The sequence below is a fragment of the Ignavibacteriales bacterium genome, from assembly GCA_026390815.1.
Classification (GTDB): domain Bacteria; phylum Bacteroidota; class Ignavibacteria; order Ignavibacteriales; family SURF-24; genus JAPLFH01.
The window spans coordinates 138161-154954 of the sequence record JAPLFH010000007.1 but is presented as its reverse complement, the minus strand read 5'-3'; the positions used below and the strand labels follow the sequence as shown (position 1 = coordinate 154954).

Here is a 16794-nt window from a genome sequence, read left to right as displayed (position 1 = left end):
TCAGGATTTATGTTGAAAAGAAAAATATTTTTGGTTTTGGAAATAATTATTCTTTCACTAGTCATCACTTCTTGTGAGGAAGATTTTAATCCCAAAGAAAGTTTGAAAGACAAGAATGTTTTATACTGTATAATTGAGTTTGAACAGAGATTCTTACCAACTGGTGCTAATGTAATTCTTACAAAGTTATATGATTTACCTGGTTACAAACCATTACAAAAAATACATGAGTTACCTCCAATTCCAAATGCTGAAGTTTCGATTACAGTAGCACAATTGAATTTCAAATGTAGGCAGATCATCACATTGCAAGGCAGCAATACAGAGCCATATTTACCACAAATTTATTATCGGCAATCAAAAAGTTTTGGTTTTTCTCAGAATGCAAATCTACAGATTAATGCAGTACTGCCGGATGGAAAAATACTTGAAGCAAAAACCAAAATTCCATCTCTTAAAGGGTTTGAATATTCATATCCATTTGTGCACGGAATAACTACATTGATCGATCAATGGCGATGGGGGAAAAGCTGGATAATTTCGTGGGATGCAAAAGAGGGGAACCTATTCTTTCCAAAATTAATTTTATCATACAGCATAATTAAGGATTCTGTTGAGGATTTCCATTTTAAAGAAATACCTATGAGGTATATAAAAAATGCTCAAGGTAATCAACCGGTTTATCCATCTAATACCCGGGAACCTTCAATTAGTTACGATTTTGCTGCGATTGATTCTGCTATGGCGCAAATTTCTGCGGGTGATCCGAATAAATCTAATTATATAATTAGAGAGGTCAATTTTACATTGCTTGAATTTGATCAAAACCTTTCCAATTATTACTCAAGTGTTAACGGATACATGGATAATTATTCTATCAGGTTAGATGAATCTGTCTTTACAAACATATCCGGTGGAATAGGAATTTTTGGAACTTCTCTACTTAATAGACAGGTTTTTGTTGTTGAAAGAGCATATGTCCAATCATTTGGATACAAGAGGAAATAAATAAAAGAGTGAATTTTTAATAACTCCTCATCTATTTTTTTTAATATGATAGCACTACGGTACTTATCTCCAATTGTATCTAAAAAGAAAATCCTAATCTTATTTTAAAAGTATCATCTTCCTACTCTGAGTAAAATCTTTTGTTATTAAACTGTAGATATAAATACCGCTTGCTAATCCGCCAATCGCATTTGAATTTAACTCCATCTCATAATACCCGGCATCCATATCTTTATTAACTAAAGTTGTTACTTCCCTGCCAAGAATATCAAATATCTTTAGGCTAACAAAAGAATTTTTTGGCAATCCAAATTTTATCCTTGTACTTGGATTGAACGGATTAGGATAATTCTGAAAAAGTTCAAACGATTCTGGTAAATCAATATTGTTTTCTGTTACATGATTATTATCCTTTAACAACACAATATTTTCATCAGAAGGAACAAAGCTGCTATCTGGTGTAAGCAATAACATATCCAACATTAATATATTGCTATCTTCATTTCCAGTAATTGTAATTTTATGAAGTCCGGCAGAATAATTACCAAGCAATAATTTTTTAGACGGACCAGAACGCCTTATTCCATCACTTCCCCACTGCCATGTTTTATAATATCGTCTATCACTACCAAAAACAAAAGTTGAATCATCATCTACATTAATAAGAAATGAATTCTGTTCCTCTTTACCGCCACCAAAATAAAATCTACCCCAGGCATACCAATCAGCAGTTTTAGGAAAATCAATTGTAAAGGTAATTGTTGTTCCGAGTGTATTACAAGTAACAACATTAGTCCCAAATGAACCGGGTATGGTTGTAAGTTGGCTGCTATCAGTAAGAATACCTTCTTCTGCAAAACGTAAAACTTTATCGCTATAAGTATAGCTTAGCTTATTAGCAGAAGAGGCAATCAGATTTCCATCAAGGTCTTTAATATTTATTACTGTAATGGCGTAATTATTAAAAAGTAAATGGGGAGAAGTTGTTAAAGTTACTTGTTTTTGGTCAGCGCTTAGTGATGCATCGGTTACAATTACATTATTTGAAATCGAATAATTACTGGCAACTGATGCATCGGATAAAACAGGTTCTGAAAAAGTTATTTTTAAACTTGTAGCTGAATACAACATTGCTTTAACAAGTTGTGGCGGAGTTGGATCAACCCCACTTATTCCACCTTTTTCTATTTTCAATATTTGGTCAATTATATTTGCACGTATATTATCAAGATCCTTAGAAGGATCAATTGATTCTACAAACTGCTTGTAGGAAGAAATGTCGTTCCCCAGAGATTTTAAAGAATCCATTCTGTTAAGAAGAGTAGAAAGATATCTAACATCATCAACAGCTTCGCGCATTCCTTCCCACTGAACCGTGCTAATTACACCTTCTGTAATTGGATAAGTAAAGCAGTGATCTCTATAAGGGCTGGATTGATTTAATTCCACATCAAAATCATTCCAGATGCTTCCAAAATCTCGCTGGTAAGCATAATTCATACTACCATCGTAGTTGGCTTTCCATAAGAGTAAGCCATAGTTTCTTCTATAAATTTCTGGATTTTCTATACCAACCTGCGGATTGGAATAATTAAAAATCTGGTGATTAACTGAATGATACAGATCCGCCTGTGTTTTCATTGGTTCCATTTGAATATTAGCAACATCAAGCAGATCCCCAACTGCGTTAAAATTTGTATAGTACCCGGCAGCAAATACTTTAGCACCTGCCTCGTGGATTGCCTGCCAACCAAGTCTTTCCAATAGCAATCGATTTCCAACTGCTTCATCAATTCCATAAATATAAAGATTTGAGTACCCACTCTGTGCAATTCTATTTTTCCAGGAAATAACTTTATTCTTCAAATTAATTAGATCAAGTATTGCAGATGGTGTACCCGAACTAAAAGTTTTCAAATAAAGTTTATCATTGGGTAATCCAACTTGATTTCTAATATTCAAATCAATGCCAATTCTATAATAAGATTGATTTGTTGTCGGATAAAGAATACCATGTTCTTTTAAATCCTTCATTTCAATTGAATATTGTTTACTGCTTTTAACAAATGCTGTAAAAGGATCCCTTTTCCAATAATTATCATCAACATATCCGTGATAGTATATTGCGTTGGTTAATCTGGATGGATCTAATTTGAATGGAAGCACTTCAATTTCTATTGGAATAATAGACAACTCACCTTCATCTGAGGTTAAAGTAACTGTACCGGAATAAAAACCAGCGATAGCGTTATCAGGTGTATGTAATGTAAACCATAATTGTTTGCTTCTATTAGTATTTAAAGAAAATGGAAGTAAATCTTTGCTATCAAAAATCTTGGCTGTGGAAGGAATTGCAGATGTACGATCGCTTATTATAATGTAAGTTTTGGATCCATCAGGTCTTTGAACCAAAAGAGAATTTGTTTGAAGTGATTCATCAACTTTTATCAGGTCATCATTTTTAATTAATAATTCCTGAGTAAGCCATTTTGAGCCTCGTCCATTAATTTCATAACCTTTTTGGTACCAGGATTTTGCAATAAATGCTTCCAATGCATTTGATGGAATAGTACCACCGGCACCGGTTAAATCTGTCCATTGAACTTTAATATTATGAAGATCCGATTTTGCCAGGAGATATAGTGAAAAAGGTTCATACTCATCTGAGCATACTCTAGCTGAAAATTTTGTTGCAGTTGAAATTTTTTCTGGTGAGTTTGAACCAGTTAAGCGGTTATAAATGGTTGGGTTGAGCAACAAAATATCTGCAAGTGAATTAGCTGAAACTGATGAAATTGATTTTAAGCCAGCAACAGTTAGTTTTTTTGGCTGCTCTAAATAATTCAATTTAATATTTGCGTTACTTGTCTGAACTTTTAAAGGGTTCTTCTTTTCAACACTTTTGGAATAATCAAAATTTTGTGCAAAAGATTTATTAATTGTAAGAACAAGGAATATCACTATCAGTAAATAAACGACACAACTACGAAGCCACATCATGCCCTCCTCTATTAATGCTGGTTACTCTAACTAAATCATGGCATGGCGTCCCCGATTTTATTAAAAGTAAACTTCTTAAAAGCACTTCAAAGGAATCTTGAATTATGTATTTAAGTTATTTCTATATAAAAGATAGCAAATCCTTTTAAATTTCCAATGTTATAATTATTGACCAGGTAAAAAAATTTAAGATGAATCAAATTCGTCTTCTAAAACCTTCTCCTAATACCTCGTGTACATTTCCAATGATAACAAAAGCCTCTGGATCAATTTCCTTTATCAGCTCTGTTAGTTGCCCAACTTCCCGTAATGTAACAACTGTAACTAAAATTTCTCTTTCCATATTTTTATACAATCCATGTGCTTTTAATCCCGTTGCACCGCGGCTAAGCTCATTCATAATTACCTTAGCAATTTCTTCATATTTATCAGAAATTATGTAAGCCATCCTTGCATAATCAAAACCATCAATAATTATATCCACAAGCTTGCTGGATACAAACAGCAAAAAGAAAGCATATAATGTTAAAGACATTGCAGGTCTATTTGGTGATAAATGTTTTACTTCAATTATTAATCCAGCCACTGCAATAACAAAAAAATCAATGAACATTATTGCCTGACCTGGCTTGAATCCATATTTTTTTTGCATTATGGATGCAACAATATCAGAACCAGCGGTTGTTCCTTTGAACTTAAAAATTATTCCCAGACCAATTCCGATGAGAACAGATCCAATAAGAATTAAAAAAAGAAAATCATTTTGCTGTAGATCCCGGATTGTTTGGCTTTCCTGCAACCTGATATAGTGGAATCCAGGAATTGAACCACGAAAGAAATCTATGAAAAAAGCATTAAGTGTAAATCCATAAAATGTTCGGATTCCAAATTTTTTGCCAAGCTCTTTCAATCCCCAAAGGAATAATGGAACATTTAAAACCCAAATGAGCAATCCAACTGGAATAGTTTTATTGCTTAAATAATAAAAAGCCATTGATAGACCACTTACTCCCCCTGGGACAACCTGCGCATCAACCAGGAACACCCCAATACCCAATGCCATAGTTGCTGCGCCAATTGAAATAAAAAAATAATCAACCAGGAAATGTTTACGCAGTAGTTTTGCGGTCATATAATCACCTTTAGATTTTTTAATTGTGCGAATGTATTGATGCAGATAATTTAAGATGACTTGCAGTGCAACTCAATTTTATAAAATTAGATGATTGGTTTGAAAGTATTTGCAAATTAAAGAAAGCTAATGTTGATGTTTACCTGAAGTATTCATCATCGTCAAGATCATCAAAATTCTTTTCTTCATCATCATCCTGAAAATCTTTCAAACCATCCAAAAGTTTATCTTCATTAAATTCTTCATCGTTAAGATTGCTTTTAATTGGATCGAAATCATCATCCACTTCTTCAAAATCCATATCGTACGGATTTACAATCTGAGGTAATTTTTTATGTGCAGGAATTCCTTCCTTAAAGTCATCCATACTGCTTCCAAGGAAGTAAAGGGCTTGACGAATATCCTGATATTCTTTACGTACAATAACTGATCTTTGCTTTTTACTTTTAGCAGTTTTACTTTTTGCTGAATAAGAAGCTTCCAATTCTTTAACGGTTTTGTATTTTGTTTCTTCAGCTTTAACAATAAATTCTTCTTCAAGTGAAAAACTGAACAACTTAATTTCTTCTTCGGCAAAAATATAGTTGCACATAAGTTCATCATTCTTTGAAGTAAAAAGCAAATAAGCAGTCATCATCTACCCTACTAATTTTGAACTAAATTAATTTTGTTTCATGGTTAATTTAGTTCGTAATAATTAAAAATTCAATCCAGGAATTAATTTATTCCGTTTTTTCTAAAATTATTTTACCTCACCAAAATCATTTTTCTAATTTCAATATTTTGATTGCTCTGCAATTTATAAAAATAAATTCCACTTGATAAGTTTTCCGAATTAAATTCAACACGATAGTTACCTGCAGATTTATCTTCGTTAACAAGTGTTGCTACTTCGTTACCAAGAACATCATAAATTTTTAAGAGTACCTTTGATGTTGATCCTGCCCCCACACCCGGAATGGAATACTCTATAATTGTTGAAGGATTAAAAGGATTTGGATAATTTTGCTGAAGCACAAATCTTTTAGGAGCGCTTTCTTTTTTATTTTCTTCAACAGGAACTACAATATTATACTGAGCATCATCTACATAAATGATAGAAGTTTTAGTTCCAGTTGCTGATTGCTTTACAACTATACTGTGGAAAAATTTATCGCCAGTTACTGGAATGTTGGAAGTTGAAATTCTTTTAAGTTTCCAACCAGACCAATTTATTGTATCAACAAATATTTTAGAACTTCCAATTCCGTTACTATCAAACCAGTATTCAAGAATATTATTACTTAAATCCCCATAAACCCACATTCCAAATTCAGAAGAAGAACTGCTTCCAATATTAAACTTATCAGAATTAAAATACTGGCAAATCCCATCGTTTTCGTTTTTAAATGAATATGCGAGTCGTGCAGAATTTTTTCCACGGAAATATTTGCTGTAAGTAATTTTAAATGTAGAAGCAATTGTATCAATTCCTGTTGATTCTGCACCTCTACTTGCATTCTTCCATTTACCAATTGTTTCAAAACTATCTACAACAGCACCAGAAATATATTTTTCGTGAAGAGTTTGGAATTGAAGCCAAATGGTATCAACTAAAGGATAACCTTCGTTATCTTTTATTGAACCATCCATCATTAATTTATAGTTTGTAAAAATTCCCAAACCATTTTTAGATTCAAAGTAAGCAACACCCAACCCATTTTCAGTGGAAAGACGGAAATTAGTCAATGATTCTTCATTGTTATTCAAATCAAATAATTTAAAGTTACCTAGCGAAGCCGTAATCGGTGCATCAAAAGTCAACTTGAAAAGAACATAATTGCTTATATCATACTGATTTTCTCTTGGGTATGAATTCACTAAATGAACCCGGTTGCGGTCATTTGTTGTAAAGCTAAAAGATTCGCTATTCTCAAGTGGCACATTCCAAATGCTTTTTGCTGAAGCAGAAATTGTAACAGTATATTTAGTTGATTTTTCAAGTGGAACTTTTGGAGTAAAGATTAAAGTTTTATTTTCATCACCTAAAGCAAAAGCACCAACAACATTTGGACTAATAGAAAAAGCATTTTTAGTTGATTCTTGATTCATTTCTTTATTAAAATTAATAATAATTGGATTAACAGTTTTTACATTTGTCGCTAAATCTTCCGGGGTATGGGAAAGCAACGTTGGAGCAGCGGTTGTATCATATATCAAATATTCATCTGCAAATACTGTCTTATTGGCTACTACATTTACTGTAGCCGAGTCCAAATAATACCGGTCGGCTTCAAAATATAATTTGTAAGTTCCAGGAGCAAGACTATCGAACATGTAGAATCCATTATTAAACTCATCACCATTGTAAACTTTATTCCCGGGTTGAAGTGTTACTTTTATCTTATTCAAAGGTTTCCTTGATTCATTTCCATCTCGTGCGTTGGGGTTGTAATAATAATCAACTTTCAGGGAATTATCCCTAACCAAACCAGCAGCAACGCCATGAGTAAATGGAGTCAATTTCCAAAAAGAAACAAATGAACGTGCAATTGCCCAGGCTTCATTCTTTTTATATTCAGCGTTTCTTAAACGCCAGGATTCTGGTACATAATCATGGAATGAACCTTCGGATAATGTTCCAGGCATATGAAGCCCTTTGAAGACGCCTAAATATGCCTGCCCAGTTCCATAAAAATCAAAATCACCGGCAATCATTTTTTGGGTCGTTCTGTTCGCCTTGTAAATTTCATCAACCATTGTGTTAGCCATTGGTAGGCAATCAGGATAAGTTGGAGCCGCATTTCTTCCCTGGAAAAGCAAAAGAGTATAATTTGATTTTGCATCAAATGCATTACTATGAACGGCGTGCATCCAATCAACATTATTTTGATTTGCAATAGCTACAATTTCAGATAGAGCAAGATCATCACTTGTTGTGTTGGTTGTTCTGGTCATTACTATATTAGCACCGTAGTTTTTCAGAATATCACGAAGATACAATCCTTTGGCTAAATTGCCATCAGACTCCCAAAAACCAGTTGCTGCAATAAATCTATCATTGGAATCGTGACCACCATGCCCTGGATTAATGCAAATTTTTATTCCGGTAAAATCTTGCGCAAAAATTAAAGTAATATTTATAGTAAATACTAAAGTCAGTAAAAATAATTTTTTCATCGCCTTCCTCGTTAATCAACTTTTAATTTCATTATATAAATTTTACCATCATTGCTATGGTAAACTAAACTCTGGCTGTCAGAAGACCACTCCGGATACATTTCAAAAATGCTGGAAGTATTGGTTAACTGATATTTAAACTTTCCATCTACTGAAGCCAAAAATATATCTGAGGAAGTAACAACTTCTCCATTATCATTATCAACCATATAAGAAATCCATTTGCCGTCAGATGACCATTTGGGTGCATTTGCTTTTCCGAGATTTACAAGTATAGCTCCGTCTAAATTGGAAATGTAACTTCCTTTGCCGGCTGCCGTAAAAAGTAATTTGGATTTGTCCGGTGAAAGCGATGGCCAAATGTAGTTTTCAGCATTTAGTGGATCTAAAATTTTCTTATTTCCATTTTGGTAAAAAGCAATTTTCTGATTTTCTATACAAACATAAGAATCATTCCTAAGCTGAATTTTGTTTAGTTTTGAATCAATTATTTTTTCAACCAATTTATCATTAGCAGTGTAAACAACTTTGCCATCAGTTAAAACTTGTGGAGTAGAGAGAGATTTTGAACTTTGAATAATTTCTTTCTTACCGTTGTCAATCCCAATTTTATAAATTGATTGAGAAGTTCTTAAACCTCTTTCGTTGTATTCACTGGTTCTGTAATAAACTGATTTTCCATCATTTGAAAATGTAAATTCATAACCAGCGCCTAATTCAGAAACTAATTTATTTATTTTTTTAGAATTCATATCATAGTACCACAAGCCGGTAAAGTTTGCAGAAGTAAAAAATATCTTTGAACCATCAAGACTTAATTTGGGATAATAAAATTCACCGTCAGTTAAGTTTGTTATTTCTTCCACATTAATAACTTTTACTGTCTGCGCATATCCACCTGCAGATAATAGCATAAGTACCAGAATTAAATACTTTATTTTTTCCATCAAAATATTTCTCCTAAATTTAAACAAGAATATCTTCAAAACTGTCGAGCGAAATTTAAGTAATATTAGTGTAATGAAGAAAGGAAAATCTCTCCCAAAATTTTTCTTGCTTTTAATATTTATTTATCTTAGCTGTACAATTAATTAAAATGATAAAGAAAGAATTCCAATATGACTTTTATTCCTTCTTATATAAAACTTTATAAGTCAGGTGAATTACAGAATCAGGTTGCCGAAGCCGACAGAATTTTAGAATTCTGCAACAGCTGCCCACATGATTGCCAAGCCGAACGATTAAATAATAACTTTGGAATTTGTTTAAGCGGTTCTTTGCCAATTGTTTCATCTTATACTGCACACCACGGGGAAGAGCCAGGATTATCAGGAACCAAAGGTGCCGGAAATATTTTCTTTGGCAACTGTAACCTACAATGTATTTATTGTCAGAACTTTGAAATAAGTCAGAACTGGCGGCAAGAGGATAGTTATGAAGTGAGTTTGGAAAAGTTAGCTGAAATAATGATTGAACTGCAAGACAAACATTGCCATAACATTGGATTAGTTTCTCCAACGCATTTTGCACCGCAAATATTAAAATCAATTTTGCTTGCTGTAGAAAAGGGATTATCCCTGCCAATAATTTATAATTCCAATGGATATGATTCTGTTGAAATGCTTAAACTTTTTAAAGATGTAATAGATATTTATCTGCCCGATCTAAAATATGGAAATAATGAAAATGGTAAATCATATTCCAACGCAGAAAATTATTTTGATTTTGCAAAACTTGCTATAAAGGAAATGTATAACCAGGTTGGGGATGAACTAATTTATGAAAATGGTGTAGTGGTTAAAGGATTAATAATTAGGCATCTTGTTCTGCCAAACGATCTTTCCGATTCAGAAAATGTCTTCAAATTTATTGCTGAAGAATTAAACCCGAACGTTCACATTTCTCTTATGTCCCAATATTTTCCAACCAACAATGCTCATAAGGAAATTTTGCTGGATAGGACACTTAGGATTTCTGAATACGAAAAAGCGTTAAGTTTGATGGAAAAATATGGATTAAAAAATGGCTGGGTACAAGAATTAGAAAGCACCAATTTTTATCGCCCCGAATTTAAGACTGACCGCACAAAACCGTTTAATTAAAATTACGAATTAGAAATTACGAATTACGAAGTGAGAGGATTTCAATTCTTCGTAATCCGTAATTCGAAATTTGTAATTGAACAATCTATCTTCTTCTTTCACCCCCGCCATTAGAACTTCTTGAACTATTATCCCTGCTTGTTTCTTTCTTTGGTTCAACTTTTCTTTCTTCTACTTTTGGTCTTTCCCGTACTTCAACATTTTTATTTCCTGAAGAACGGTTTTCAATTCTAGGAGCTTCATTTCTCGGTTTATTATTCTCCAGAATTCTTACTTCCCTTTTTGGTGGTTCCGAATTTACACGAACTGGTTTTTCAATTACTCGGTTTTCATTCTGGTTTACTTTCCTTTCAATTTCATTTTTAGGTAAAACATCTCTACCCGTATTTGTGTTAGTTTTAATTTCTCTTTTTGGTTCTGTTGTGCGCGTATCAATATTCCGTTTAACTTCTATCTTATTTCTTTCCACTGCTTTCACATTTTCATCACGAGTTCTGCTTTCTACTTTTCTGCTGTCCGGTTTCATTCTTTCTTTGATATCAACCTTTGAAACTTCAAGAGAAGTTTTTCTGTCATTTCGTTTCACTTCTATTTTATTAATCTCTCGGCTCTTTTTAACATCATCATTACTTGGTCTGTAAACTTCTACTCTGCGGTCATCCCTTGTTCTCGATCCAACATTATCTCTTAGTTTAGAAGTTTCAACCATATCGCGTTCAGCAATTTTGCCTCCTGACCGACGTTCAACAAAATCTCTTTCAACTCCACGATTGATTACTCTACCATCGCGATAACCATAATCATTTCTGTAACGCGTATTATTGTAAATCCTGTTTCTATATTTTTCACCAACAACGTATCGGTCAATATCGTATCCGCAAAAGTGATTGTAATGTACAAAGTTCCAGTAATGATGTGGAGAGTTCCAGCTGATTGAAAAATGAATTCCTGAATTTATACTGAAAGATGCATATGGTGGTAATGGTGCCCAACCGATGTAGTCATCATTATATCTCCATTCTACCCATGCAGGTGCCCAATCATAATCTGGTACCCAAATCCATCCATAATAATCATCATCATACCATCTTCCATAATGGTAAGTTGCCCAACCGTAAGGTTCGTAGGAATCCCAGTACCAGCCTTGGTTTGTCCAAACCCATCTTCCAACTGAGTAAGGCATCCAATTACGGCTTACACGATCTGGTTTCCATGCATAAAGATCATTATCAATTTCAATCCATTCACCATAAGGTGACAAAGATGAATAGAAGAAATTAAATGAAACATCCCCGTTAAAATAAGTCCTGGCTTTTGTTAAACTGCTTGAAACAAAAATCAAGAATGCTGCAAATAAAATTATCCTTTTCATTTTATACCTCTGCTTTTTAATTAACACTCTCATTTATATTCAACCTAAATGCCAAAAAGATTGAATTGATTATTGTGATTTTTAGAAGTTTTAGTAAATGGTTTGTTGTTTTTTTTATACACTAATAACAATTTTTACTACACTTGTGTAGTTAAATACTTTCTTAAAATTCTTTATATTTCACAAAAAGAAAGTAGAATTAAAAATATAAATAAGGGATTAATATGAAAACTATTATTTATTTTCTATCAGTTGTTCTAATATTAACAACAATTAAAACAAGCGGGCAGGAGAAGATGGATACCAAAACATTAAAAAAGATGATTTCTCAATACGTCGAAACTAAAATTAAATATGATCATAAGTTGCTTAATGAAAGAGAAAAATTAGTAGTTAAGAAACTATACCAGGCATCAGAAGTTATTGATGAAATTTTTCTTGATCAGGTTTATGCAAAAAATGAAGAGCTTAAAAACGAATTGCAAAAGCAATCTAACGAACTTGCTTTTCTTACTTTAAAATATTTTAATATAAACTGCGGTCCATTTGACCGGTTAAACCATGACGATCCATTTTATGGAGGGAAAGAAAAACCTCTTGGTGCAAATTTTTATCCTGATGATATGACAAAGGAAGAATTTGAAAACTGGATAAAGAATAATCCTTCTGATAAAAACAGCTTTACTTCTGAATTCTCCATAATTCGCAGAACAGATCATAAATTGATTGCTATCCCATATTCAAAATATTATGGAGATAAGCTAACCAAAGCCGCAAAGTTTTTAAGAGAAGCCGCTGGTTATAGTGATAACGAATCCCTTAAAAAATATTTATTAACACGTGCCCTGGCATTTGAAACTAATGATTATTACGAAAGCGACATGGCTTGGATGGATTTGAAAGACAGCAAAATTGAAGTAGTAATTGGACCTTACGAAGTTTACGAAGATGGATTGTTTAATTATAAAGCATCATTTGAATCATTTCTTACAATCAAAGATCCTGGTGAAAGTAAAAAACTTGAGAAGTTTGGACAGTACCTAACTGAGATGGAAAAAAATCTTCCATACGATGATAAGTATAAGAATTTTGATCGCGGTTCAGAATCTCCAATAGTGGTGGTAAACGAAATTTATACAGCGGGTGATGCAAAGCGCGGCGTTCAAACTCTTGCGTTCAATCTTCCAAACGATGAAAGAGTGCGCTCTGCAAAAGGTTCCAAGAAGGTAATGATTAAAAATGTTCACGAAGCAAAGTTTGAAAAACTTCTTAAACCAATCGCTCAGATTGTAATGGATAAAAGCCAATTACCTTATGTTACATTTGATGGATTCTTTAATCATACTTTAATGCACGAAATGTCTCATGGCTTAGGTCCCGGCTATATAACAGTGAATGGATTAAAGTCAGAAGTTAAAATTGAATTAAAGGAAACTTATTCCAAAATTGAAGAATGTAAAGCGGACATACTTGGAATGTATAACAATAACTTCTTAGTCGATAAAGGTGTTTATCCAAAAAAATCTGAAAAGCAAATTTGGGCAACATTCTTAGCTGGTATTTTCCGCTCAGTTCGATTTGGAATAAATGAAGCACACGGCGCAGGCAGTGCAATCATTTATAACTTCCTGTTGGAAAAAGGTGGATATGTTTACGATGCTAAAACTCAAAAAGTTAAAGTTGATTTCGCAAAAGTGCATTCAGCTTTAAAAGAATTAGCAAAAATAATTTTAACAATTCAGGCAACTGGCGATTACAACGGCGCTAAACAATTAATTGAAAAATATGCTGTGGATTCTCCATCGATGGTTACGTTACGTAATAAACTTGTTAAACTTCCGGTAGACATTAAACCAGTTTTTCAAATAGAAAAGGAAGTAAAAGATTAACGTTTTAAGCTGGTTAAACTAATTTCTGTTTATTCATTATTGGGAACAAATTAAAATGAAAAAACGATTTTTACTTTCAACTGTTTTTATTTCTATTTTACTCATAACAGGTTGTGCCACCAAATCAATTACCAAAGAAGAAAAGGCTCTTGAAAAAAAAGAAGAGAACATAAAAACAAAACTTTCTTTTCCAGAGCTGGCTGCTTCATTTAGAGAAGTTGTAAAGAAAAAGCAATTTACTATTCCTTTACCTCCTTTAGCTAAAGTAGACACGGTAATTTCTGACGAAACGAATAAATCAATCCAGATTAATTTTAACAGAGAATTTTCAAATCTTCCATTCCGACAGGAAAATGTAGAACAAATTTATTCTTCAATTAAAGATTTTTTTGGAGTTGATTACAGCGATTACAAATTTTCCATCCAGACATTACACAAACCAATTGAACAACTAATTCCAAATTACTTTAGAAAAGATAAAAGTGAATTTGATCTTTCCAGACTTCCATCTAAAACATTTGATAGACCGTCGCCTGTGGTTCAGAATATTAGTAAGCCATTTAAAATTGATAAAGGATTATTCCAACGTAACATTGTTCTATGGAATAGTCACGGTTGGTATTACAGCAGTGATGAAGACCGCTGGGAATGGCAACGCCCAAGGTTGTTTCAAACTGTTGAGGATTTAATTCCAACATCTTTTGTTTTGCCGTACATTTTACCAATGCTGGAAAATGCCGGAGCTAACATTTTTATGCCGCGAGAAAGAGATACACAGACAAATGAAGCGGTTGTGGATAATGATGTTAATGAATTAAAAGCTGGTAATGAAAAATATCTGGAAGCAAACGTAGATAAAAATCATCATTTCAAAACAAGTGAACAAGCTGGCTTTGCGGTAGGTAATCCACCGTATCCGGAAGGATATAATCCATTTAAAAAGGGAACAGCCAGATTTGTTCAGGCTGATAGCAAATCCACAGCGCTTGTAAATTGGATTCCGGATATTCCCGAAACTGGTTACTATGCAGTTTATATTTCTTATCCTGCTTCAGATAAAAATATTTCCGATGCCCATTATTCGGTTTATCACGAAGGTGGAATAACTGATTTTGTAGTTAATCAAAAAATCGGTGGCAGTACTTGGATTTATTTAGGAAAGTTCAAGTTTGGAAATGGATATAATCCAACAACTGGAAAAGTACTTCTTTCAAATATGACTGGTGAAAATCCTGAAGGTAAAATTGTTTCAGCAGATGCAGTTAGATTTGGTGGCGGTATGGGAATTATCAGCCGCAATGGTTCCACCAGTGGAAGACCCAAGTATGTTGAAAGCGCCCGCTACAATCTTCAATATTCCGGAATGCCTGATACTTTAGTTTATAGTTTTATGAAAGACAAAGATGATTACAGAGATGATTATCAATGTCGTGCAGAATACGCCAACTATCTAAACGGAGCACCATCTGGTCCAAATAAAAACCGGAATGAAAAAGGGTTGGGAATTCCAATTGATCTTACCATGGCTTTCCACACGGATGCAGGAATAACGCATAACGATACAACGATTGGAACACTTTCCATTTATACAATTGAAGACAACGATAAGAAAGATGTTTTCCCTTCAGGTTATTCCAGGTTTGCTAACAGAGATTTAGCTGATCTTGTTCAAACACAAATTTGTGATGACATTAAAGCAAAATTTGATCCTGCCTGGAGTAGAAGACAACTTCGGGAAGCTGATTACAGCGAATCGCGCAGACCAAACATTCCTTCGGTATTGTTAGAACTTCTTTCACATCAAAATTTTCTTGATATGAAATATGTTCTCGATCCACGTTTCCGATTTACGGTTTCCCGTGCAATTTACAAAGCTATGCTACGATTCATTTCAACACAAAACGGAACCGATTATGTAGTTCAGCCATTGCCAGTCGATCATTTTCAAGCTATACTTGATAACAATAGCGGAGTTGAATTGAAATGGCAGCCAGTTGATGATCCGTTGAAGCCAACGGCAAAAGCTGTTAAATATGTTTTATATACACGAATGGATGACAACGATTTTGATAATGGAATATTGGTTGAAGGAAATTCTTTTAAACTTCCAAATTTAAAACCGGGAAAGATATACAGCTTTAAAGTAACAGCAGTAAATGAAGGCGGAGAAAGTTTTCCATCCGAAATTCTTTCTGTATGCTGGATGAACAATAAAAAAGATCCGGTATTGATTGTTAATGGCTTTGATAGAATCTGCGGACCAGCAACAGTTGATACAAAAGAATTTTCCGGCTTCACAAATTTTGTTGATGCTGGTGTACCAGATAAATATGATTTTAATTTTACCGGTACTCAATATAACTTTGATCCCGTCTCTGATTTCAGAACTAATGATGCACCAGGACACGGTGCAAGTTACGCATACAATGAAGGATTAATTTTCGCCGGAAATAGTTTTGATTATCCGTTCATTCATGGTAATTCCATTAAAAGCTGTGGTTATTCTTATTCATCTGCAAGCGGTGAAGCAGTGTGGGATAATTTTGTTGATTTAACAAAATATAAATTCATCGATTTAATTCTTGGTAAGGAAAAAGAAACTCACTGGCAGAAAGCAATCGTTGATTCACTGAACGGAACTCAGTTTGTTGCTTTCCCGGTAAAACTACAAGCGGCGCTAACTAACTTTACCAAAGCTGGCGGAAACCTGTTTGTTTCCGGATCTTACATTGGTACTGATCTGTTCAAACCCAAAGGAAAAGACAGCACCGATATTAAGTTTGCTCATGATATTCTGAAGTTTAATTGGATTTCTGATCACGCAGCTAAGATTGGTAAAGTTGTTTCAACATCAAACTCGTTTATTGTAAAAAATATGACCTTCCTTTTCAACACTGAGCTGACGAAAGATATTTACCATGTTGATGCACCGGATGCAATTGGTCCATTTGGCGGAAGCAAAACAATCTTAAGATATTTCGAAAACAAGTTTTCTGCTGCAACGTTTTATAAAAATGATTATGGAGTAGTTGTTTTCGGTTTTCCGTTTGAAACAATTCAAAGCGAGGAAATTAGAGATATAGTGATGAAAAATATTTTTGATTTACTTAAGATGTAATATTTGTATTTTAG

The 16794-nt window shown here is 33.5% G+C and carries 10 protein-coding genes; 4 read left to right on the top strand and 6 right to left on the bottom strand.

The annotated features are described in order from the left end of the window. Nucleotides 1-9: 9 nt before the first annotated feature. The gene (locus NTX22_03120) at nt 10-1008 is read left to right on the top strand and encodes a DUF4249 family protein (GenBank protein ID MCX6149498.1); all 999 of its coding nucleotides are present in this window, start codon (nt 10-12) and stop codon (nt 1006-1008) included. Between the two features lie 99 nt (nt 1009-1107). Here the strand turns inward: NTX22_03120 and NTX22_03115 are convergent, their stop codons facing one another. From NTX22_03115 to NTX22_03095, 5 genes are all read right to left on the bottom strand, one after another. Continuing rightward, nucleotides 1108-4008, bottom strand: coding sequence for a T9SS type A sorting domain-containing protein (locus NTX22_03115; GenBank protein ID MCX6149497.1), 2901 nt, complete (start codon nt 4006-4008; stop codon nt 1108-1110). Nucleotides 4009-4204: 196 nt separating this feature from the next. Continuing rightward, a complete protein-coding gene (locus NTX22_03110) occupies nt 4205-5140 on the bottom strand; it encodes a YitT family protein (protein ID MCX6149496.1) in 936 nt (311 codons plus the stop codon). A 139-nt stretch (nt 5141-5279) separates the two neighbouring features. Beyond that, on the bottom strand, nt 5280-5777 hold the full coding sequence (locus tag NTX22_03105) for a hypothetical protein (protein MCX6149495.1): 498 nt from the start codon (nt 5775-5777) through the stop codon (nt 5280-5282). A gap of 110 nt (nt 5778-5887) precedes the next feature. Beyond that, nucleotides 5888-8299, bottom strand: coding sequence for an N-acetylmuramoyl-L-alanine amidase (locus tag NTX22_03100; protein MCX6149494.1), 2412 nt, complete (start codon nt 8297-8299; stop codon nt 5888-5890). An 11-nt stretch (nt 8300-8310) separates the two neighbouring features. Continuing rightward, nucleotides 8311-9246: a hypothetical protein gene (locus NTX22_03095; GenBank protein MCX6149493.1), complete on the bottom strand. Its 936-nt coding sequence runs from the start codon at nt 9244-9246 to the stop codon at nt 8311-8313. Between the two features lie 171 nt (nt 9247-9417). On the opposite strand from NTX22_03095, the gene NTX22_03090 reads away from it, so the two are divergent. Further along, entirely contained in the window at nt 9418-10401 is a 984-nt protein-coding gene (locus tag NTX22_03090) for a radical SAM protein (GenBank protein MCX6149492.1), read from the top strand. Between the two features lie 85 nt (nt 10402-10486). Here NTX22_03090 and NTX22_03085 read toward each other — a convergent pair whose 3' ends face one another. After that, a complete protein-coding gene (locus tag NTX22_03085) occupies nt 10487-11773 on the bottom strand; it encodes a hypothetical protein (GenBank protein ID MCX6149491.1) in 1287 nt (428 codons plus the stop codon). A 224-nt stretch (nt 11774-11997) separates the two neighbouring features. On the opposite strand from NTX22_03085, the gene NTX22_03080 reads away from it, so the two are divergent. Both NTX22_03080 and NTX22_03075 read left to right on the top strand, forming a co-directional pair. Continuing rightward, a complete protein-coding gene (locus tag NTX22_03080) occupies nt 11998-13662 on the top strand; it encodes a peptidase (GenBank protein ID MCX6149490.1) in 1665 nt (554 codons plus the stop codon). Nucleotides 13663-13717: 55 nt separating this feature from the next. After that, the gene (locus NTX22_03075) at nt 13718-16780 is read left to right on the top strand and encodes a fibronectin type III domain-containing protein (protein ID MCX6149489.1); all 3063 of its coding nucleotides are present in this window, start codon (nt 13718-13720) and stop codon (nt 16778-16780) included. The last annotated feature ends 14 nt before the right edge of the window (nt 16781-16794 follow it).